The following is a 20824-nucleotide window of genomic DNA, read 5'->3' on the forward strand; positions in this document are numbered from 1 at the left end:
ACCCTGAAATTGGGTGCTTTTTATTTTATACAACTGTAGCGCTTTCTTTAGCCTGTTTTATTCTTTCCTTAACTCTGTCTGCATGACCTTTCATCAGAACAGATATGAATAAAAATACTGCCATTGTAGTTGCAAGAACTGTTACATCTTTCATAAATACTGAGTAATCCATACCTGCAATTACTTCTCTTAAACCTGAAACTGCATAGGTAAATGGCATAAATGGATTTAATATCTTAAAGAATGTTGGTACAACCTCAAGCGGGAAGGTACCTGCGCAAGCTGTTAACTGAAGTATTAATAATACTATAGATAAAAGTCTTCCTACTTGACCCATTAAGAATATTAAACATTGAATTATAGCAACAAATACTAAGGATAAAAGTATATTAAACAAGAAATATAGTGGTACATTTGCCGGCTGCAAACCAAGTACTATAACTATTGAGCTGGCAAGTAATGCCTGTATTGTTCCTATAACACCATAAGTTAAAAACTTTCCTAAAACTATTGAAGCAGAGCCTGCCTGAACATCTGAATCTACATCATCACTAATAACAAAGAACATCATTAATGCTCCAACCCACAATGATAGTGGTATAAAGTATGGTGTAAATCCTGTTCCGTAGTTTTTAATTGCATAAGCTGGCTCTTCGTCCATCTTAAGTGGCTCTGAAACGAATTCTGCCATAGTCTTGCTGTCATTTACAAGATTCTTATTAATCTTGTCTGAACCTTCTTTTAGCTTATCACTAAGTTCCTTTGAACCGTCATAAAGCTTTCCTACTCCATCTTGAAGCTCTGGAATATTGCCCTTTAAAGTTCCAAGACCATCTTTAAGCTGATTAGATCCGTCGTATAGCTTTGTCATCCCTGCAAATAATGTGTCTGTTGAACTTGTTTCCTTTTGAGGTATATCTTTAACCTCTTCTGGTTTCGCTATAGCACTCTTAAGCTGAGTAGAGCCATCTTTGATTTGTGAAATTCCACTATTTAAATCAGTAGAACCTGCATAAAGTTTTCCTACTCCGTCTGCAAGTGCTGGTACGTTGCCGTTAAGTGTATATAATCCATTATTTAATTGAGTAGTTCCATCATATAACTTTTGGCTTCCTGCAGATAATTGTTTGGTTCCATCCACTGCAGCTACCATTCCTGGAGCTAACTGAGAAGTACCATCTTTTATTTGCTTAATTCCTGCAAGTACGCTTGGCTGACCTTGAATTCCGGTATTTACAGCACCATTTAATTGAGCAACTGCATTAACTAAGCTTGGCTTTTCTGCTGTACCTACGTTAACTCCGCTATTTACAGCCGTTATTCCATAAACTAAACTTGGGTGAAGCGCATCTGTTCCTAAGTTTACTTTTGTATTTAAGGCTCCTATTGCTGCCCCAAGCCCTTTTGTTGGATCTGGATCTGTTATTCCAGTATTTAAAGCTCCCACTGCAGCAACTAAACTTGGATGCTGAGCATCAGTTGTTGTATTTACCGCAGCATTTATATATGCTACAGAATCTACCAAACTAGGCTTTGCAGGATCTGTTGTTGTATTTACTGATGTATTTAGCTGAGACATTCCTGCATTTAGTTGAGGAATACCTTGTAAAATTGCAGTAAGTGCAGCATCTCTCACCTGTTGAGGTTGATTTGTATCATTGTATAATTTAACTGCATCATCTAAAGATTTTGTACTTGCAGCTAATGCTTTAACATTTGGTGACAGTTTACTGCTTACCGAAGTATTTAATGCATTTAGACCAGGTGATAGCCTATTTGCTATACCATCATTAATACCAGTAATCCCAGCAACCAGACTTGGATGTTGTGCATCTGTTCCTGTATTAACTTTAGCATTTAAAACTTTAATTGCTGCTCCCAATCCCTTTGTTGGATCCTGATTTGTTATTCCATCATACAATGACTTAACTCCAGTTGAAAGACTTACACTTGTTTGTGTATCCTTACTAACTGCATCATTTAATTGTGATAAGCCTGCTCCAACTTGACCTAATCCAGTTTGAAGTTTGCCAGCACCATCATCTAATGCTTTAGCTCCATCCTTTGCCTCACCAAGTTTTGAACCTAAAGTGTTTATTCCATCATTTATTTGTGTCGCACCATCTTTTAAGTCTCCTGAGCCTTTATAAAGCTGTGAAACTCCATCTTTTAGTGCAGGCACCTGACTATTTAACTGACCAAGACCATCATGGATTTGACCAGCTCCATCTTTTGCCTGACCTAATGCTATATCTATTGCATTAGCACCATAGTAAAGCTGAGCTGCTCCATTCTTAGCCTGACCAAGTCCGCTGTTTAAATCTCCTGAACCATCAGCAAGCTTGTTAACTCCATCTTTTAGTTCTGGAACTTTATCATTTAAAGTGCCAACACCATCATAAAGTTCCTTACTTCCGTCTGAAGCCTTTTGCATGCCATCTTTAACATCATAAAGATTATCAAAAGTTACCTTAGTATACTCGTCAACGATATTTTTAGTAAGCTCTGATTTAAGCTCTACTAATACTTTTCCGTTTATTTGAGATGCTAAGAAGCTTTTCTTATCGTTTGAAGAATATAAAATACTAGGCTCCTGTGGTTTTCCATCCTTTGCACTAATAACTTTAGTTGAAAAGTCCTCTGGAACGACAAACATAGCATAATATCCCTTTTTGTCTTTTAAGCCTTTCTCAGCTTCTTCCTTAGACACAAACCGCCAGCCTATTTTATTGTTATCTTTCAGTTTGTCTACCAAATCTTTTCCGTAGTTTACCGGTTCCCCGTCTTTTGTTGCCCCTTTGTCCATATTAACTACTGCTACAGGCAGATCCTGCAGCCTATTATACGGATCCCAGAAAGCATAGAGGTATAGTAAACTATACAAAAGCGGTACAACAATAATTGCTATAACAGATACTCTAATAAAACGATTCTTAAATATACTAGAAATATCTCTTCCTGCTACCTTAAAAAAATTCATTATAACCCTCCTGTCCTCCTAGTAAGCCTAAAAAATTTAATCACTAGGCCCATACTTTTTTAAGAGATAAACTTCACCTCTTTATTAATTGCTGAACTGACTGTTCAGTATAAACTGACTGGTCAGTTATAGTTATAACTCTTTTTTTAGGGTTTGTCAATATTTTTATAATAAAAAAAATCCAGATTTCAAATAACTTAGAAATCTGGATTTAATCCTTTTATGCTTGTATTCCATGCAAAATATTCTGCATTAAACTTTCTGAAATATCATCAATATTATTTTTGTCTTTGTTTATTAGCTCATATACTGCGGCTGAACAAAGGGCTCCAAAGAAAGTATATGCCATAAAGTATGGTTCACCATTCTTAATAAGGCCATCATCTATAGCTTCTTTAATATATTTTTCAATATTGCAAATATACTTTTGTATTATGTCTCTAAGCTCCAGCTGTCTGATTTCCTGACCCCAAAGCTGGCTCATAACCACCTTGAAAAAATCTTTCTTCTCATAAACTAAATTAAGCTGAAGCTTGCAGATAGCTTTTAACTTTGAAAGGGAATCCTTCTCTCTTTCTGCAGTAGTTTCAAGCTGTTCCTTAATAAGCTCCATGCCTTCAGTTATTATATATCTAAATATTTCTTCTTTACTTTTGAAATGATAGTATAGTGTACCCTTTGCTACGCCGGCTTCCTGTGCCATGTCATCCATGGTAGCTCCATCATATCCATTTATAGAAAATACTTTTATAGCTGATTCAAAGATTGACATTTTTGTCTTATTCATCATAAAATTCACTCCAAATTTATTCATACGTGTATGAAACTATTAACCAGTCAGCAATTTATTAAAATTTTGATACAATCAGTTTAATTTTATGTAATTTTCTGCTATTTGTCAAATTTAAAATTTATATTTTGCTGGTTAAGTATGTTACTATTGTGATAAAATAACCTTAAATTATCCTGTGTCTTCACTGAAAGGGGAAAAAAATGATTAAGTACTACAACAGAAAAACTAAAGATTATGAAGTTGAAAAGGTTGCAGGAGAAAAATATTTAAATTGGACTTACTCTTCTCCAGTTGGCATGAAACTCTTAGAAGGTATTATAAAGAAAAAGTTATTCTCCAGTATTTATGGCTGGTACTTAGATAGAAGCTTAAGTAAAAGTAAAGTTAAAGGCTTTATTAAACAATTTGGACTTGATATGTCGCAAGCTGAAAAAGATGAAGCTAACTTTACTTCCTTCAATGATTTCTTTTTCAGAAAGTTAAAACCTGTTGCCCGTCCTATAGATATAAGTGAAAAAGCAGTGGTATCACTTGGAGATGGAAGACTTTTCGCTTACGAAAATATTGATTTGAATAAGCTTGTTCAGGTTAAAGGCTTTACTTACAGCCTAAAAGAGCTTATAAAAGATAATAAGACAGCTTCTAAATATTCTGGAGGTGTATGTCTGATTTTAAGACTATGTCCTACAGATTATCACCGCTTTCACTTTATAGACAGCGGCATATGCGGTGAAACGGAAAAAATAAAGGGTGCTTATTATTCTGTAAATCCAGTAGCACTTCAAAAAGTAGAAAAACTTTTTTGTGAAAACAAAAGAGAATGGAGTGTATTTAAATCAGATAACTTTGGAGATATTCTTTATGTAGAAGTAGGTGCAACCTGCGTTGGTTCAATAATACAAACTTATACTCCAAACAAAAAGGTTACTAAAGGAGAAGAGAAGGGCTATTTTAAATTCGGTGGTTCTACAGTAATATTATTTTTTGAACCTGATAAAATTAAAATTGATGAAGAAATACTGAAGCAAACTAATTTAGGTTATGAAACTTATGTCCTTATGGGCGAAAAAATAGGGGATAAAGCTTAAGCTTCTTCCCCTTTTAACTTTCTGAAAGTATCATATTAAATATTTCATCATTAAGCTTGAATTCCATCTTAGTTGAGCTATTTCCACTAACCGTTAAAAACATATCTTGTCCAACAGCCACGGTAGGCGGTGATAAATTAACTACATTTGAAGACTTTACCTTCATAACTGCAGATCCCAATGTCATATTAGCCAATTCTCCGATTGCACTTTTTGCCATAAAATCAAACTCTTTAACTTCCATTCCACCCATCATTGCAGATACAATACTAGAAGCTGTATCCTTCTTAAAACCCATAATTACATTTCCCCTAATTCCATCTGTAAGACCGATAAGAACATTTACCTGCTCACCAGTAAATTGATGACCTTCTTTAGTTTCTCCTTTAAAGGATATATTTAAGCCAAACATTTGTGAAATTTCAATCATAGCCTCAATTATTGCACTCTTAATATCCATTAATTAACCCACCTTATATACAACCTTAACCTATGTACAATGAAATATAGCTCTCACATTAATGTATTAGAACTATTGCATTGTATATTAAAATTAAGGTATTAATAACAATTACTTTATAATTTAGTTATTCTTTTAAATGAGAAATGAGAAATCAATAAACAAAATGTCTCACTTTTTATGTTACACTGTTTATATTTATAGTCAATATATTTCTACAAAAAATATACAATATTTTTAACATTTTGTCGTTTTTGGTCGATAAAATTTAATATTTTATACATATATTAAAAAGTTTTAGCTATATTACACCAACTTTTCGGCAAAATTCTAATACTTTTTTAATATAATAATCTTTTATATATTTAAATTTATACCATTTATCTTAAGCCATTCTTCAGCTTCTTTATAATTAGGAAGTATACTTTTAACTAAATTCCAAAAGTTACTTGAATGATTCATATGCACTAAGTGACATAATTCGTGTACTACAAGATAATCTACTATATTTTCAGGCGCCATAATAACTCTAAAATTAAAATTTATGTTTCCTTTTGATGAGCAGCTCCCCCACTTTGTTTTTTGATCTTTTATTACTATTCTTTTGGGATAAACCTTAAGTTTTTCGGCATAAGATTTAACTTTTTCTGTAAATATTTTTTCAGCTCTATTTCTATACCAGCTTACAAGAGCTGCCTTTATATAATCTTCCTTATTTTCCTTTATTGATTTTGGAACATATATCTTGAAATTTTTACTATCAAATATTATTTCTATATTAGAATTAAAGGTATCAAATAAACTCAAATTATATTTTTCACCTAAAAATTTCAACTTTCTCTCATCTAAAAAAGTATTTTCCTTTAAAGGCTCTCTTAAACTAAACTCTTCAAGCTTTAATAAAATCCAATTAGACTTTTTTTCTATTACTTCATTTATTTTTTCATCACTTATATGCAAAGGAGCACTTATTACTACCTCTCCTTTATTTGTTATCTTTATAGAAATAGTTTTACGATTTTTTCTTTGTAAAGTATAAGTTATTTTTTTATCTTTTATTGTTATCTGCATTTTTTCTACTCCATTTAATAAAATTGCGAAATAAATTGCCGCAGGCTGAGGTGTAAAGACCATAGAGCCTAGTGTAGAAAATAATATTTTACTTTATGATGACTTTGCGTATGTTCTAGGGCTTGTAATACTGAAAAGCTAAGAGCCTCTATAAATTCGCTTTGACTTCTTGTTTCTTTAATAGCCGTAGGCTTCAAAATACTTTTAGTAAACTTAAAATACTTTTAGCTTGCTCAGAGGAGAGGCTCTAAGCTTTTCGGCCTTACTTCGCCAAGAACATGGGCAAAGTCATTAATTAAATTAAAATATTATTTTCTACACCTGCTCTCGGTCTTTACACCCAGCCTATGTATTTTTTATACGCAATTATAATATCTATACGACTTACGCAATGATTGGTCTTATAATTAAAACTTTTTAATATTTTGCGATGTTTAATAATAGTGTTGATATAAGCAATTCTACTGCAAACCTGCATGGCTCAAGTAAATATTTAAATATTTAAATATTTAAATAGGTTTATATATAAATATACAAATGATAAAAAGGCCATTATTTGCTTTTAACAAAGCCTAATATTTAACCTGATTAACTAGAGAATAACAAAAGTATTATAGGCTTGCTTCAAAGTATGTAGGGCAGTGTAGAAAATAATATATAAGATTGATTGAGTACTTTGCCAATGTTCTTGGTGAAGTGAAGTCATAAAACTTAGAGCCTCTCTTCTGAGCTAACAAAAGTAAAATATGATATTAACATTTATAATAGAAGCTTCGCTTTAAAGATAGCAAAAGTTAAAGCGAATTTCTAGAGGCTCTTGGTTTTATGGCTTCACGAACCTTAGAACATCCGCAAAGTACTCACCAAGATTATATATTATTTTCCACGCAAAGCACTGCGGACTTTAAAGCGAAGCCTGCGATAACTTTAGTTGCCAGTTTATTTTTAATATTATTTTATCATTATAAAAGCCTCAATTGAACTATTTCTCAGTCCAATTGAGGCTTTTATATCCTAAAAATTCTAAGAGCTTATAAGTATAGCTTATATTAAATATTTCCTCGCTGTCTTTTAATTCTAATCCTATAATTTCTTTTATCTTTGCTATTCTGTAATTTAGAGTGTTTCTATGAATAAAAAGCCTTTCTGAAGTAAGGTTTGTATTTTGATTATTTATAAGAAAGGTTTTTAGTGTTTCAAAATAATCTGTAGAATTACTTTTATCAAATTCTATAAGTTTTAAAACTGCTGGATGGCAGTATTTTTTTATATCACCTGAAATATTACCTAAAAGTGCATAGAACTTATAGTCATCATATTTAATAAAATTATTAGTTCTATTTAGAGATTTTGAAATATCTAAAGCTTTTTTTGAATCCAAGTAGTTATTATTTAATTCAATTAGTCTTGAGAATTTACTGCTTATTGCTGCCTTTAAATTATTATCCTGTAAAAAACCTTCTATTTTAGTTATAAAATCTTTATCATTTATTTTATTATCTTTCATATCTACTAATATAACTATATCTTCTTTATAAAATACTGACTTAGAAGCTATTAAAAGCTTCTCTATATTCTCTTTAAGATTTCTTCCTTGAGTACTTTTTGCACTGTATTCAGATAAACTTATAGTCAATACAAAAAGATTGACCCCAAAAGAAAACTCGGCATTTTTCATTCTTTCTCTTGCTATTTCCTCTGAATCAATTTTACCTTCTAAGAGATCATAAATTAGATTTTCATATTTTAAGCCTTTGATATTTCCATACAAAGAATTATTTTTTAATTCCTCTGTAATAGCACTATTTAATACCTTAAAAAGTTCTAGATGATCTTCGGTAATTGTATCCCCGCATTCTAAAAGCAGCAGATATCCAATAAACTTTGAATTCAGCATAACCTTGCTTACAACTCTTTTTATAGGACTTGCATCACAGGTAACTATAAAAGGCTCGTTGTTTGAAGGAGAGTTCCTTACTGATTTTAGCTTTTGAACCTCAGCTATAAACTCATAACTGCAGTAGCCTGTTTGAATATTTTTACTCCAAATCTCATCGCTTATATGTTTATTATTAGAATAAGAAATGATAGAAAAATTAGCATCTATTAAAATAACAGGGTTATTTAGTGTCTCTGCTCCTATTTTTAGAAGGTACTTAAGTCCCTTTCCTTGAGCCAGTGACTTTAAAAGCGTAGATGCAGGATTTGAAACTTTCATGTCTTTAACAAACATATCCTTTATTAGATTAAAAGCGGTATATAAATCTTCTTCATCCTTTACTTCTGCAATATTTGTAAAGCTTCCATCAACATTTTCATTACTGTCATTATAAATTATAAAATTTCCTAAATTCTTATTGCTTTTAATATTTTCAAGTTGTGAGGCTTTTCCAACATAAAGAATGTCTTTTTGCTCTAGGTTTGAAGTTTTAGTAATAAATCTTATATCCTTTAAGCTGCAGCTTTTAATATCATTTAATAAATCTATGGCAGGAAGCTGCTTTTTTATTTTGTTATAAATTTCACTAAATTCTATGGACATTCTATCACCTCACAGCTTAATTATATGTCATCATGCACAATTACAGCAAGATTTTTTGTGGTTTATTAACAATGTATTCATAGTCCTGGTATGTTAAATTATAAACATACTTTAAGGTTTTCATTAAATTTAGGATTAGGGGAGGATTTATATGAAGTACAAAAATCTTTTTTCAAAAGGTAAGATTGGCAATCTGGAACTTAAGAACAGAATTGTTATGCCTGCAATGGGAACTTCACTGGCAAGTTCAACAGGAGAAGCTACTCAAGAGCTTATAAGATATTATGAAGAAAGAGCTAAAGGCGGCTGCGGGCTTATAATAACTGAAATAACAAGAATCGATAGCGAAACCGGTGTTGGAACACCAAACCAGCTAAGCGCTATGACTTTAAACCATATCCCTCAACTAGAGAGATTGGCAAGAACAGTTCATAAGCATGATACAAAAATATTTGTACAGCTTCACCACCCGGGAAGAGAAAGCCATGGAAGAGTAATAAACGGAAGACAGATAGTAGCGCCAAGTCCAATACCTTGCAAGGTTTGTCAGGAAATGCCTAGGGAACTTACAACTGCTGAAGTTGAAGATTTAGTTAAAAAGTTTGTAACAGGAGCTAAAATTGCTCAGACTGCCGGAATAGACGGGGTAGAGCTTCACGGTGCTCACGGTTATCTAATTGGTCAATTCATAAGCCCATATACAAACAAGAGAACTGACAAATACGGCGGAAGCTTTATGAACAGAATGAGATTCATAACAGAGATTATCATGGGAATAAGAAATATCTGCGGCCCTAACTTCCCGATAAGCGTAAGAATCAGCGGAGATGAGTTTGTTGAAGGCGGTCTTAATCTTGAAGGAGCTGTTAAGGCAGCACTTTATCTTGAAAGCATAGGAGTTAACGCAATAAATGTAAGCAGCGGTCTTTATGAATCGGGCTATACTATTATAGAGCCAATTGCCTTTGATCAAGGCTGGAAGAGACACTTGGCTCAAGCTGTTAAAAATGCTGTTAAGATTCCTGTTATAGCAACAGATGTTATCAGAAAGCCTGACTTTGCTGAAAGTCTAATAGCAGAAGGCAATGTTGACTTTGTGGCACTTGGAAGAGCACAGCTTGCTGATCCTGAATGGGGAATCAAGGCTATGGAAGGAAGAGATGAAGATATTCGTCCATGTATTTCTTGTCTTCACTGCATAGAAGAATTAGAAGGCTGCAAGACAATCAAATGTGCGGTTAATGCAAGAATGGGAAGAGAACTTGAATTTGATGGCATGGATAAAAATGGAGAAGGCAGAACAGTTGCTGTAATAGGTGCAGGCCCTTCAGGTATGGAATCCGCTAGAGTTTTAGCTACTAAAGGATTTAAAGTTGTTCTTTTTGAAAAAGAAAGTGAGCTTGGTGGAATGCTTGCATTAGGAAACAAACCTCCAAAGAAGGATAAGCTTACTTGGCTTGTAGAATACTATGATATTCAGTTTAAGAAGCTTGGCGTAGAAGTAAGACTTAACACAGAAGCTACTTTAGAAGCTATAAAAGCATTAAATCCTTATGCTGTATTTGTTGGTGCCGGTTCAAATCCTGTAGTTCCTCCTGTAGAAGGAATAGATAGAGAAAATGTATATAATGTTTCAGATATATTAAGCGGTAAGATTAAAGTCGAAAATGAAAAAGTAGTTATACTTGGAGCAGGTATGACAGGATTAGAAACTGCTGAATACCTTGCTGTAAGAAACAACAAAGTAACAGTTGCAGATATGCTTCCTACAATAGGAGCAGGAATCTACCCTGCTAATCTTGCAACTGTTATGAAAAACTTCCAAACGCACGGAGTAAATATGCTTCCAGGACATAGATTATCTAAAATCAGCGAAGGTTTCATAGAACTTGTAAACACTAAAACTAATGAAACAATAAAGGTAGAAGCTGATAAAGTTGTTCTTTCACTTGGAATAAGATCAAACAAAGCTCTTGTATCAGTTCTTGAAGAACATTTTGATAAAGTTAGAGTAATTGGTGATGCTGACAAACCAGGAAGAATTGCAGAAGCTGTAAGAGCTGGTTTTGAAAAAGCTTATGTTTTAGAATAGGGGGATATTATAATGAGGGAATTTAAAAACAAAGTTGCGGTAATAACAGGAGCAGGAAACGGATTTGGAGCAGAATTTGCAAAAGAAGCTGCCAGAAAAGGCATGAAGCTTGTACTAGGAGATATAGATGCTGATTTAAAGAGAACTGCTGACACAGTTAAAGAAATGGGCGCAGAAGTTGAAACCTTAGTAATGGACGTTACTAAATATGAAGATGTAGAAAATCTATCAAAGCTTACTATTGATAAATTTGGCTCAGTGGACCTTCTTATAAATAATGCGGGAGTTGTTGTTTCAGGTCCTGCCTGGGAGGTTCCTCTTAGAGATTGGGATTGGATATTTGGTACTAATGTATATGGATTAATTCACGGTGTAAAAGCTTTTGTTCCAATAATGCTAAAGCAGGATACTCCATGCCATATAGTTAATGTAGCATCCGTAGCTGGACTTTTAACTACACCAAGCATGGCAGCGTATCATACAACAAAGCATGCTGCAGTTGCCTTCACTGAATCAGTTAACTACAGCCTTCAAGCTATGAACTCAAAAATAAAGATGTCTGTTTTCTGTCCGGGTTTTGTACAAACAGATCTTGATAACTGCGACAGACATCGTCCTGAAAGATTTGCTATAGACCCTAAGGATCCTTACTATGAAAGTGAATCTTATAAGGCTGGTTTAGAAAGAGCTCACTTTGTTATAAAAACAGGTATGCCTATACATTCAATAGCTATGAGTGTATTTACTGCAATAGAAGAAGAGCAGTTCTATATACTTACTCATCCTCAGTATCTTCCTGTTATAGGACTTAGAGTTAAGAATATATTAGACGGCAAGAATCCTGATTATAGTATATTTAATAAATAATAAACAAGGGGCTGTCCTCAAAATAACTAAACATAGCGTGTTATTTGAATACGTAGAAACATTTGAGCAAGCAGCAATAAGACTTTAATTAAAAAATTTATAAAGCCGTTAAGAATCTTATACTGTCCGAGCGAAGTGAGTTTATAAGATTTAGGATTTATAAATTTTTTAATTATTAGTCTTATCTGCGAAGCGAACGTTTCCTAGAATTCAAATACCACGCGATAGATTTAAGTCATTTTGGGGACAGCCCCCTTAATTTTATTATATAGCTTTGTTAAAGAATAGTGTTGATATTATAACCATATTAAAAGAAGTCCAGTTAATGGACTTCTTTAGTTCGTCATAGAAGAGGATTACGAACTAAAACTCTATCCTTACAGATTTTTCTTGAAACAAATTATTCTATTTGCTTCCTCGAAACCAATTAATAAATGAAATTTTAAACTTTCCGTATTATTTAACTCACAATCACTTGCAAATTCACTACATCCCTTACCTTTTGCCCATTCTTCACATTGAATAAGAAGGTTTTTCGCAACACCTCTCTTACGATACTCAACTTTTACGAAGATACCTTCCAAATAGCCAACGGGACTGCTTTCCGTTCCCTCAACGTAATCGTTTCTTAAACTACACTGTGCGAAACCAACTGGTAAAGTTCCATTAAAATAAATAAAAATTGCTCCATTTTCAGAAGTAATGTAATTTGTCATTTCTTTTTCTAAATCACTAATCTCATTGTCTGGCCATAGTAACATAGCCAATTCTGCAACTGTTTTGCTGTTATCAATACCTGCTTGTTTTATCATCATTTATAACCTCCCAATGATCCCTTGGCTTATAATTGTTTACATGGCTAAACTAATCCTAAAAATTTAATTAATGCAGCCCATAAGAAGATTGCGAAATAATTATATTGTATTTTTACGAATTATTTCTATGAAAACTCTATATGCAAAAACCTTTAATTTCTTTTGTCTTTCTTTTCTTGAAGGCTGAGTTATTCTTCTATGTAACCATTCCAAATTCAACTTTTCCCAAATTCTTGGTGTACGTTTAACTTTTCCTGTAATCACATCGAGACTTCCTCCTACACCAAAAACCACCTTAGCGTTTATCTTATCTTTATGGCTATAAATCCATTTATCTGCAAGTGGGGACCCCAATGCAACAATAAGAATATCTGGGCTTGCGTTCTTTATATTTTCAACAATTAAACAATCTTCTTCATCTTTAAAATAGCCATGATATCTTCCAGTAATTTTAACGTTAGGATAATTTCTTGCAATATATTCAGATGCTTTCCTATTGACTTCCTCATCTGAACCTAACAAATAAAAAGACCATCCTTTTTCATTCCCAACTTTAAGTGTTTCCAAAAGTAAGTAATAACCTGTAACTCGTTCTGGTACAGGATTCCCTTTTAATCTTGAAGCAAAAACAATGCCTATACCATCAGGCGTTCTTAAGTCTGCCTCAAGTGATATTTTTTTTAATTCTGGGTCATCCTGAATTTGAACTGCAATTTCTGGATTTACAGTAATAAGATGAAACACACTATTACTACATTCCGATACCTTAGCATCTATTAGGTCTACTGTTTCCTTGAGGTTTAACTTTGAAAATTTTATACCTAAAATACTTACACAATTCTCCATGTAATTTTCTCCTTCATGAAATCAAGTTAATAATTGCTAAGAGCTAAATAGAGTAAACTAATTCGTATTGGATTACAACTGCGAACTAATTCAATTATATATTATATGGATAATTCTGTATATAAATAGGGTGTTCCGTTTTCAACATGATTCTTTAACATAGCCTATTATATTAATATTATCTTGCTTCACTTTTAGAGCTTAACGCTACTTTATTACCTTGGAATAGAAATAGAATATATCTAAATAAAACATAAAGTGTAAGTGTTATTCCTAGTATTTCTTGAAACTTAACCAAATACTTAAGTATAAAAATAGGTTGTCCTATTTTAGTTAAAAATCCATTGGTTAATTTTATTGCTATTCCACTTATTATAAAAGGAAAGGTAAATGATGAATAGCTTGGGTAAAATTTTAAACGTAATAATCTAGGCAAAATAATGATAATTGCACCGTACATAACAATTGATAATGTCATCAAAAACCAAACTATAGCCATATTCTTTGCTTGAAAAGAATTCATATATCCTGCAAGCAAGAGGCTTGCAGGGGCTGAAAATATTGCCAGTGTAGGCAGAGCCTGCTCAGGTAACTCCTTAACTTTCACAACTCTATATAATATTACAGGAAGAAGTATTAAATAGATGACAAATCCAAACCAAAATGATAGCTTTCCTATAGATACCATGTTATAAACCGGTCCTGTAACACTTGCCACAACAATCCCTACATAAACAACAAACCAAGATGGAAAAACCTTTTTTATGCTGAAATTTATTACAAACTTTTTTGTAAACCAAATAATTAGGCAAACATGACCTATAAACCCAATAATCCAAATTGCATACGCTAATTTTGAGTTATAAGGCTTTAAATATGTTGATAATATCATAATTGCCATAGTAAGTGTTGGAAAGACTCCGGCTACTACTGGGTTTTCCAAACTCTCTGATACACCTTTAAAATATTTCACAAGTTTTAAAAGCATTAAAATAAGTAGTATAGATGATATTATACCAAAGATATTTCTGTATGTATTACCATAACTTTGTACAAGATTTCCTGCTGCTGCAAGTCCTAATATGAGTCCTACTATAGGTACCGGATACTTCTTTAAAAATTCATTCATAAATGCCGCTCCTTACATTATAAGTTCTTAAAATTTTCAAACAATGTTAATATTATAACATAGTATAGACAAGCCTTATTATTACGTTTTTTAATAGTTGCAGCCTGCTCTATTGGATTTATCTATTAGTAGATTTAAGTTATGTACTATATAATAAAAATCGTATTACAGATAAACAATACGTAAACTTAACTTATATAGTAGGAAAATGGCCAAACTTCACCGCCTTTTCATACTATATAAGTTTATAGTTGAAGTTGTTTATCCATAACTATGTTATATGCTTGAGGGGGAATATATAGTGACTATTTTAGATACTAAAGAACTTATTAAAGAGGAAATACTTGATAAAGTACAAGAAAATGCAGAAGAACTTTTTAGAAGTGGTACATATTTTTGCAGTGAATCAGTAGTACAAACTATAAATGAACTTTTAGGGAAACCATATGATCCTAGCATTGTTAAATTAGCAAGTGGATTTCCTATCGGGATGGGTAAGGCAGGCTGCTTATGTGGTGCTGTATCAGGCGGACAGATGGCTTTAGGTATGGTATACGGAAGAGTTCAAGGTGAAGCTATGAATGACAAAATGTTTGAAATGTCTAAAGCACTTCATGATTATATAATAAGTGAATATAAATCAAACTGCTGCCGTGTAATAACAAGACAATGGGCTGGAGATAATTTTAAGAGCCCAGAAAGAAAAAATCACTGTATAACCATAACAGGAAAAGTAGCAAGATGGATTGCTGATAAATTAATTGAAGATGGTCAAATTGAAGTAAAATAAATTTATTGTATAAGCTATTTATATGTCGGCTTCTAATTTATCTTCCATGTAACAATGCGTACAAGTATGCTATAATATTATTGGGTGATAAAAATGGTTTATATGTTAAAAATGATTTCTTCAATAACTAATAATATACATGACCTGCTTATACAGTTATTTAAAACCATGGGTTACAATATGACTGACAAGCAGCTTCATTTTTTAATAATTGGTATTATAGGAATGATTATATTCCTTATTACAAATCTTATATTTAAGCAATTAGCAAAATACAGTGTTGAGGTTATATCTTTTATTTATACCTTTACCGTTATGGTTGTCTTTGTATTTGCCATAGAGATTGAGCAGAAAATTACAAAAAGAGGTAATATGGAGTTTAAGGATATAACTGCCGGGCTATGGGGATTTATTGAAATATTTGGAGTATATCTTGCCATCAGGTTAGTTATTTATCTTATCAAAAAAGGATATAGCAAAATTAATAAAAATAAAAAAGTTAATATATAGTATAGATAAAGTTAGAAGCTCTAGAGTACCAGTAAGGTGCTTTGGAGCTTTATTTTTTTAATAAAATCTATTCTACAGTTTTTAGCCAAGATTCACTGAAATAGGATTCTATGCTAGAATAAAATAAATACCCATCAATTAACTTTTTAGTTATAAATTCCATAAGAGAATATTGTTAATACGTTACTTCATATAAGCTTTAGGAGGAAAGTATGGATAACATTAAAATTTTACTGATTGAAGATGATGAGGCTGTTGCCTTAGGAATAGATTACAATTTGAGAAATGAAGGCTTCGAAGTAATCAGAGCAGGTGACCTATTAAGTGCAAAGCAATTATTTAGCGATGAGTTTCAGCTTATTCTTTTAGATATTGGATTACCCGACGGCAATGGATATGAATTTTGTAAGTACATAAGAGAAAACAGCATGATTCCAATAATTTTTTTAACAGCATTAGATGAAGAAGTAAATGTAGTCCTAGGCTTTGATCTTGGTGGTGATGATTATATTACAAAACCCTTTAGAATTAAGGAACTCTTGTCAAGAATTAAAGCGGTACTTAGAAGGACAAGCAATTCTCAAAAAACAAGACTTATTTCCGGAAATATAGAAGTAAATAGTTTAGCAGCAAAGGTTTATAAAAACAAAAAGGATATTATTCTAACAGCTGTTGAATATAAGTTGCTCTTATATTTTATGGGGTACCCATATAAGGTTATTTCTAAGGAAGAAATTCTCCATAGGCTGTGGGATATTCAAGGAGATTTTGTAGATGAAAATACAGCTGCTGTGTATGTGAGAAGACTTAGAGAAAAACTTGAAGACGAGCCATCAAATCCAAGCTATCTAATAACAGTTAGAGGCTTAGGGTATAAGTGGGATAAAAATGTTATAGAGGAGTAAATTTTAAAATGAATAATATATTTAAAAACAATTTTTTAAAACAATTTAGTCTCCTATGGCTTATAAATATAATTGTTTTAATAGCTGTATTGAATATTTTTATTAATATAAGCTTTGATAAAATCAAAAGCAATTACATAAGTGAAAGCTATGCATTAATTGGAGCTCTTTCAAATACACATTCTATTCAGGAAGATAAAATTGCTTCAGTTTTTACACAAGATACAAAAATAGAATATTATAAAGCCGGAAAGCAAATTATGGCTACCTATGGTTATAAAGAGGACATGGACATCAAGCTAATTCCTAGTGTAAATAAATCCTACGAAAGCCTGAAATTACGGGTGAATATTCTTATTGTCCTTTCTATTATAATGTTATATTTAATTACCCTCTTATTTTATAGGAAGATTAATATTTATATTGAAAAACTAAATCAAGGAATAAAAAAAGTTATTGAAGGAGATTTTTCTTTAAGATTTTCATTTATAGGAGAAGATTCCTTTAGTGTACTTGCACATAATTTTAATCAAATGGCAGAAAGACTTGAAAATGCATTAAAAGAACTTACTAAGGAAAAGTTTTTTTTAAAGGATACCTTAGCCAACATATCCCATCAGCTTAAAACACCCATAACTTCTATGAACTTATTTACTGAAGCATTGATTAACAATTCTTCCATGGATGAAAACGAGATAGAAAAAATAGGCTGCAAAATGAGGAGTTCCTTGTACAGCATGGAGTGGCTTATAAAAAAATTATTAAAACTGGCTAAAATCGAAAGTGGAGTAATAGAGTACAATAAGGTAAGCAGAAGCTTTAAAGAAACTATAGAAAAAGCTATAGAGCCTTTATTAATAATTATAGAAGAAAAAAATATAAACCTTTCAGTAAATCTTGAAGATGGCTCATACTCTCATGATATAGGATGGACAAGCGAAGCATTAACAAATATAATAAAAAACTCTGTTGAACATACAAAACAGCAGGGTGAGATTTCTATTTGCTATGAAAACAATCTTCTCTATCATAAAATTACCATAAGCGATAATGGAGAAGGTATTGATAAAGAAGACTTGCCTCATATTTTTGAACGGTTTTATAAAGGAAAAAGCAGAAGCAGTATTAAGAACACTGAATCCATAGGAATAGGCTTAGCTCTTTCCAAAAGTATAATAGAAGGTCAGGGCGGCTTTTTACAGGTAGAAAGCACAAAGGAATATGGCAGCAAGTTTACAATTACCTTTCTTACAAATGTGTAAGGAAGGTATTTATCTTGCAGTAAGAATTAGAGAGTATATTTATAAGCATAGATGAAAGCGGGGTGGAAATCTAAATGAATGGGTATTTAGAGGTATCTAATAAGTATTTTAAGCAAAATAAAAAAAGAACCTTGGTTAATATTATTGCAATAATACTGGCTACTATGTTTATAAGCGGCACAGGACACATGATTTATTCTTCACAGCAAAATATTATTACTATGTTACGGGAAGATGGAGATTATCATGTTATCTTTAAGCTAACACAAAAGGATAAATTTCCAGCAATTAAAGTACATTCAGCAGTAGAAAAAGCAGCCTTTCGCGAAAGGCTTGGAAGCACACAATTAGGAGACAGAACACTGCTGCTCAATAAAATAAATAAAGATGGCTTTGATTTATTGGGTGTAAAGCTGCAAGAAGGAAGATTGCCTGAGCATGCTGATGAGCTAATATTAAATTCAGACTTTAAAGATAAGCAGCAAAAAAATATCGGGGATAAAGTAACCTTCAGACTAAATGATAATACAAATATAGATTATACTATTGTAGGCTTTTCACAATATACTAACAATGCTTTTATGAGGACATTTGATGCATATTCAGTAAGCAGTAATATGCAGTCTGATAGTGCAGATGTCTATGTAAAGTTAAAGGAAGTAGGAAAATTAAATAGTAAAATTGAAAGCTTAGTCAAAGACTTTAGTATAGATGCTAATAAAGTCTTAAAAAATGAACCACTATTAACTGCATTAGGAGAAGGCAGAAGCAAAAGTGCTCTATTAGACTATATTACTTTTTTTATGATAGCTGTTATTGTAATGATTTCAACATTAGTATTTATATATAATTCCTTTAATATATCTACCATGGAACGAATGAAGGAGTATGGATTAATAAAGGCTATAGGCGGAACTAATAAGCAGATAAAAAGAATTATTTTAAAAGAAGCTTTTATAGTTGGTATAATAGCCCTGCCTATTGGTCTGCTGTTAGGTATGTCCACAGGCTCATTACTGTTTAAAGCCTTTAATAGTTTGATTTTAAGCAAATCAATTACTGTAAAAACTTATTATTCCCTGTACAGCATCTTAGTAACAATACTTTTAACTGTTATAACATTGTACTTATCAGTAATGTCTATGCTTAGAAAAGTAAAAAAGATATCGCCTCTCGATTGTTTCACTAACAGAAATTATGAGGTTAAAAAGATAAATATAAAAAAATGGACTTTTATTAATAAGCTTTTTAACATTGAAGGAATTATAGCAAATAGAAATATTCGAAGTAATAAAGGAAGATTTAGAACAACGGTGGTTTCTATTGTACTTTCAATAACCCTCTTTATTACATTTAGCAGTTTAGTCGGCAATATAGAACAGCTTCCTTATGAAGCTTTGCCGATAGACATGCAGCTATGTAGTCATAACCATTATTTTTCTAACTTGTATACAGAAAAAGACAGCAAAGATATGATAAGAAATAATAGTGAACAAATAAAGTTAGTTGCAGACAATACAAAAAAAATTTATGGAGTTAAAGATGTTTACAGCATATATCAATGTATAAAATCTTACACCTTTTTACCAGAGAAAAAAGTAATGGTAAAGGGTGATGCAATTAATATAAAGGGCAATAATTATACAAATATAAAATCTGAAATAGTCCCCATTGATTTGGATACTATTGATCAGCTTTCACCATATCTTTTAAACAAATTCAATAACAAAGAAAAAATGAAAAAAGAAAATGGTGTATTTATTACTCAAATATACTATGAACAAGATCTTAAAAGTTTAAGCGGCACAAAATACAAGAAGAAAGATATTTCAACTCTGAAGGCAGGAGATGAAATATTAATTGATACAGCTAATTTGACCTATGCCGGCAAATTTGAAAGTAATGATAATACAGTGAGTGAAGCTATGAAGGTAAAGGTCTTAGGTATTGTTAGAGTCATACTCTTCGATAAGGGAAACTTTAGTGATGCATCCCCAATAATATACATGCCTACGGAGCTTTACAATAAGATGATTGAAAAAAAATCTGTAAATATACCTAAAAATATTGGAGCAGATGCTGATAAAAAGCTGGAGCTTGATAAATTACAGCCTGCACAGCTTAAAGGCATGGTCGTAAGCTATAAGGATAATGTAAGCAATAAAGAAAGAGGAGATATTGGCTCCGAGCTGTTAGAAAAGTGGAAGACATGTTATGACAATGGCAAAGTTAATAGTTGTTCTATTTTTAGCGAAAAAAATGATAAATATATTAAGTTTAGCAAACTCTTTTACTTTAGTGTTATAGCATTTATAGCTCTTATAAGTATGGCAAATGTATTTAATATAGTAAATACTAATGTAATTTTAAGAAGTAAGGAACTGGCTCTTTTAGGTGTTGTGGGTGCTTCTAAGAATAGCATAAAGAAAATAATGTATTTAGAAGGCATTCTATACTCAATTATAGGAATAATCTATGGAACTGCTTTAGGATGGTTAAATTCTATAATAATCGGTAAGATCTTTAGAAGTGGACATGATATAGCATACGTATTTCCTTATAAAGAAACCTTAATAAGTATAATGTTTTTCATAATTGTTGGTATATCGGCAATATATTTTCCTTTAAGGAAAATTAAAAAAGAAAATCTACTGCAATATAAAGAATATTAAAT

Annotated in this window: 16 protein-coding genes; 8 read left to right on the top strand and 8 right to left on the bottom strand. The window is 31.8% G+C overall.

The window, feature by feature from the left end; all coding sequences use genetic code 11:
- Nucleotides 1-25 precede the first annotated feature (25 nt).
- Together JK636_RS17770 and JK636_RS17775 are read right to left on the bottom strand one after the other, a co-directional pair.
- Nucleotides 26-2980: a YhgE/Pip domain-containing protein gene (locus JK636_RS17770; protein WP_202750320.1), complete on the bottom strand. Its 2955-nt coding sequence runs from the start codon at nt 2978-2980 to the stop codon at nt 26-28.
- Nucleotides 2981-3200: 220 nt separating this feature from the next.
- A complete protein-coding gene (locus JK636_RS17775) occupies nt 3201-3767 on the bottom strand; it encodes a TetR/AcrR family transcriptional regulator (protein WP_202750399.1) in 567 nt (188 codons plus the stop codon).
- Nucleotides 3768-3973: 206 nt separating this feature from the next.
- Here JK636_RS17775 and JK636_RS17780 point away from each other — a divergent pair, with 206 nt between their 5' ends.
- Nucleotides 3974-4861, top strand: a complete 888-nt coding sequence (locus tag JK636_RS17780; RefSeq protein ID WP_202750321.1) for a phosphatidylserine decarboxylase — start codon at nt 3974-3976, stop codon at nt 4859-4861.
- Nucleotides 4862-4874: 13 nt separating this feature from the next.
- On the opposite strand, the gene JK636_RS17785 is transcribed toward JK636_RS17780, so the two are convergent.
- From JK636_RS17785 to JK636_RS17795, 3 genes are all read right to left on the bottom strand, one after another.
- Nucleotides 4875-5321 carry a chemotaxis protein CheX gene (locus JK636_RS17785; RefSeq protein WP_202750322.1) on the bottom strand — a complete coding sequence of 149 codons (447 nt, stop codon included), beginning with the start codon at nt 5319-5321 and terminating at the stop codon, nt 4875-4877.
- 357 nt (nt 5322-5678) lie between these two features.
- Entirely contained in the window at nt 5679-6392 is a 714-nt protein-coding gene (locus tag JK636_RS17790) for a M48 family metallopeptidase (RefSeq protein WP_202750323.1), read from the bottom strand.
- A gap of 982 nt (nt 6393-7374) precedes the next feature.
- Nucleotides 7375-8934, bottom strand: coding sequence for a PucR family transcriptional regulator (locus JK636_RS17795; protein WP_202750324.1), 1560 nt, complete (start codon nt 8932-8934; stop codon nt 7375-7377).
- A 151-nt stretch (nt 8935-9085) separates the two neighbouring features.
- On the opposite strand from JK636_RS17795, the gene JK636_RS17800 reads away from it, so the two are divergent.
- Together JK636_RS17800 and JK636_RS17805 are read left to right on the top strand one after the other, a co-directional pair.
- Entirely contained in the window at nt 9086-11026 is a 1941-nt protein-coding gene (locus JK636_RS17800; protein ID WP_202750325.1) for an NAD(P)/FAD-dependent oxidoreductase, read from the top strand.
- A gap of 12 nt (nt 11027-11038) precedes the next feature.
- Nucleotides 11039-11893: an SDR family NAD(P)-dependent oxidoreductase gene (locus tag JK636_RS17805; protein WP_202750326.1), complete on the top strand. Its 855-nt coding sequence runs from the start codon at nt 11039-11041 to the stop codon at nt 11891-11893.
- Between the two features lie 377 nt (nt 11894-12270).
- Here JK636_RS17805 and aac(6') read toward each other — a convergent pair whose 3' ends face one another.
- The 3 genes from aac(6') to JK636_RS17820 all read right to left on the bottom strand — a co-directional run bounded on the left by aac(6') (nt 12271) and on the right by JK636_RS17820 (nt 14683).
- Complete coding sequence (gene aac(6') / locus JK636_RS17810) at nt 12271-12708, bottom strand: aminoglycoside 6'-N-acetyltransferase (protein WP_338025793.1); 438 nt, start codon at nt 12706-12708, stop codon at nt 12271-12273.
- A 99-nt stretch (nt 12709-12807) separates the two neighbouring features.
- Nucleotides 12808-13554 (bottom strand): WecB/TagA/CpsF family glycosyltransferase, encoded by a 747-nt coding sequence (locus JK636_RS17815; RefSeq protein ID WP_202750327.1) that lies wholly within the window; start codon nt 13552-13554, stop codon nt 12808-12810.
- A gap of 178 nt (nt 13555-13732) precedes the next feature.
- A complete protein-coding gene (locus JK636_RS17820) occupies nt 13733-14683 on the bottom strand; it encodes a TDT family transporter (protein ID WP_202750328.1) in 951 nt (316 codons plus the stop codon).
- Between the two features lie 301 nt (nt 14684-14984).
- Between JK636_RS17820 and JK636_RS17825 the strand changes: the two genes are divergently transcribed.
- The 5 genes from JK636_RS17825 (at nt 14985) to JK636_RS17845 (ending at nt 20822) form a co-directional block, all read left to right on the top strand.
- A complete protein-coding gene (locus JK636_RS17825) occupies nt 14985-15473 on the top strand; it encodes a C-GCAxxG-C-C family (seleno)protein (protein WP_202750329.1) in 489 nt (162 codons plus the stop codon).
- Between the two features lie 93 nt (nt 15474-15566).
- The gene (locus JK636_RS17830; RefSeq protein ID WP_202750330.1) at nt 15567-15983 is read left to right on the top strand and encodes a hypothetical protein; all 417 of its coding nucleotides are present in this window, start codon (nt 15567-15569) and stop codon (nt 15981-15983) included.
- A 212-nt stretch (nt 15984-16195) separates the two neighbouring features.
- The gene (locus JK636_RS17835) at nt 16196-16888 is read left to right on the top strand and encodes a response regulator transcription factor (RefSeq protein WP_202750331.1); all 693 of its coding nucleotides are present in this window, start codon (nt 16196-16198) and stop codon (nt 16886-16888) included.
- Nucleotides 16889-16896: 8 nt separating this feature from the next.
- Entirely contained in the window at nt 16897-18150 is a 1254-nt protein-coding gene (locus JK636_RS17840) for a sensor histidine kinase (RefSeq protein WP_202750332.1), read from the top strand.
- 74 nt (nt 18151-18224) lie between these two features.
- On the top strand, nt 18225-20822 hold the full coding sequence (locus tag JK636_RS17845; protein ID WP_202750333.1) for an ABC transporter permease: 2598 nt from the start codon (nt 18225-18227) through the stop codon (nt 20820-20822).
- Nucleotides 20823-20824 lie beyond the last annotated feature (2 nt).

This window comes from Clostridium rhizosphaerae (assembly GCF_016765585.1).
Taxonomy (GTDB): Bacteria; Bacillota; Clostridia; order Clostridiales; family Clostridiaceae; genus Clostridium_AT; species Clostridium_AT rhizosphaerae.

Coding starts and splice junctions, on each gene's coding strand:
- JK636_RS17785 (WP_202750322.1), bottom strand. CDS start 5,321: ATGGATATTAAGAGTGCAATAATTGAGGCTATGATTGAAATTTCACAA.
- JK636_RS17780 (WP_202750321.1), top strand. CDS start 3,974: ATGATTAAGTACTACAACAGAAAAACTAAAGATTATGAAGTTGAAAAG.
- JK636_RS17800 (WP_202750325.1), top strand. CDS start 9,086: ATGAAGTACAAAAATCTTTTTTCAAAAGGTAAGATTGGCAATCTGGAA.
- JK636_RS17805 (WP_202750326.1), top strand. CDS start 11,039: ATGAGGGAATTTAAAAACAAAGTTGCGGTAATAACAGGAGCAGGAAAC.
- JK636_RS17820 (WP_202750328.1), bottom strand. CDS start 14,683: ATGAATGAATTTTTAAAGAAGTATCCGGTACCTATAGTAGGACTCATA.
- JK636_RS17835 (WP_202750331.1), top strand. CDS start 16,196: ATGGATAACATTAAAATTTTACTGATTGAAGATGATGAGGCTGTTGCC.
- JK636_RS17815 (WP_202750327.1), bottom strand. CDS start 13,554: ATGGAGAATTGTGTAAGTATTTTAGGTATAAAATTTTCAAAGTTAAAC.
- JK636_RS17790 (WP_202750323.1), bottom strand. CDS start 6,392: ATGCAGATAACAATAAAAGATAAAAAAATAACTTATACTTTACAAAGA.
- JK636_RS17840 (WP_202750332.1), top strand. CDS start 16,897: ATGAATAATATATTTAAAAACAATTTTTTAAAACAATTTAGTCTCCTA.
- JK636_RS17845 (WP_202750333.1), top strand. CDS start 18,225: ATGAATGGGTATTTAGAGGTATCTAATAAGTATTTTAAGCAAAATAAA.
- JK636_RS17795 (WP_202750324.1), bottom strand. CDS start 8,934: ATGTCCATAGAATTTAGTGAAATTTATAACAAAATAAAAAAGCAGCTT.
- JK636_RS17775 (WP_202750399.1), bottom strand. CDS start 3,767: ATGAATAAGACAAAAATGTCAATCTTTGAATCAGCTATAAAAGTATTT.
- JK636_RS17830 (WP_202750330.1), top strand. CDS start 15,567: ATGGTTTATATGTTAAAAATGATTTCTTCAATAACTAATAATATACAT.
- JK636_RS17770 (WP_202750320.1), bottom strand. CDS start 2,980: ATGAATTTTTTTAAGGTAGCAGGAAGAGATATTTCTAGTATATTTAAG.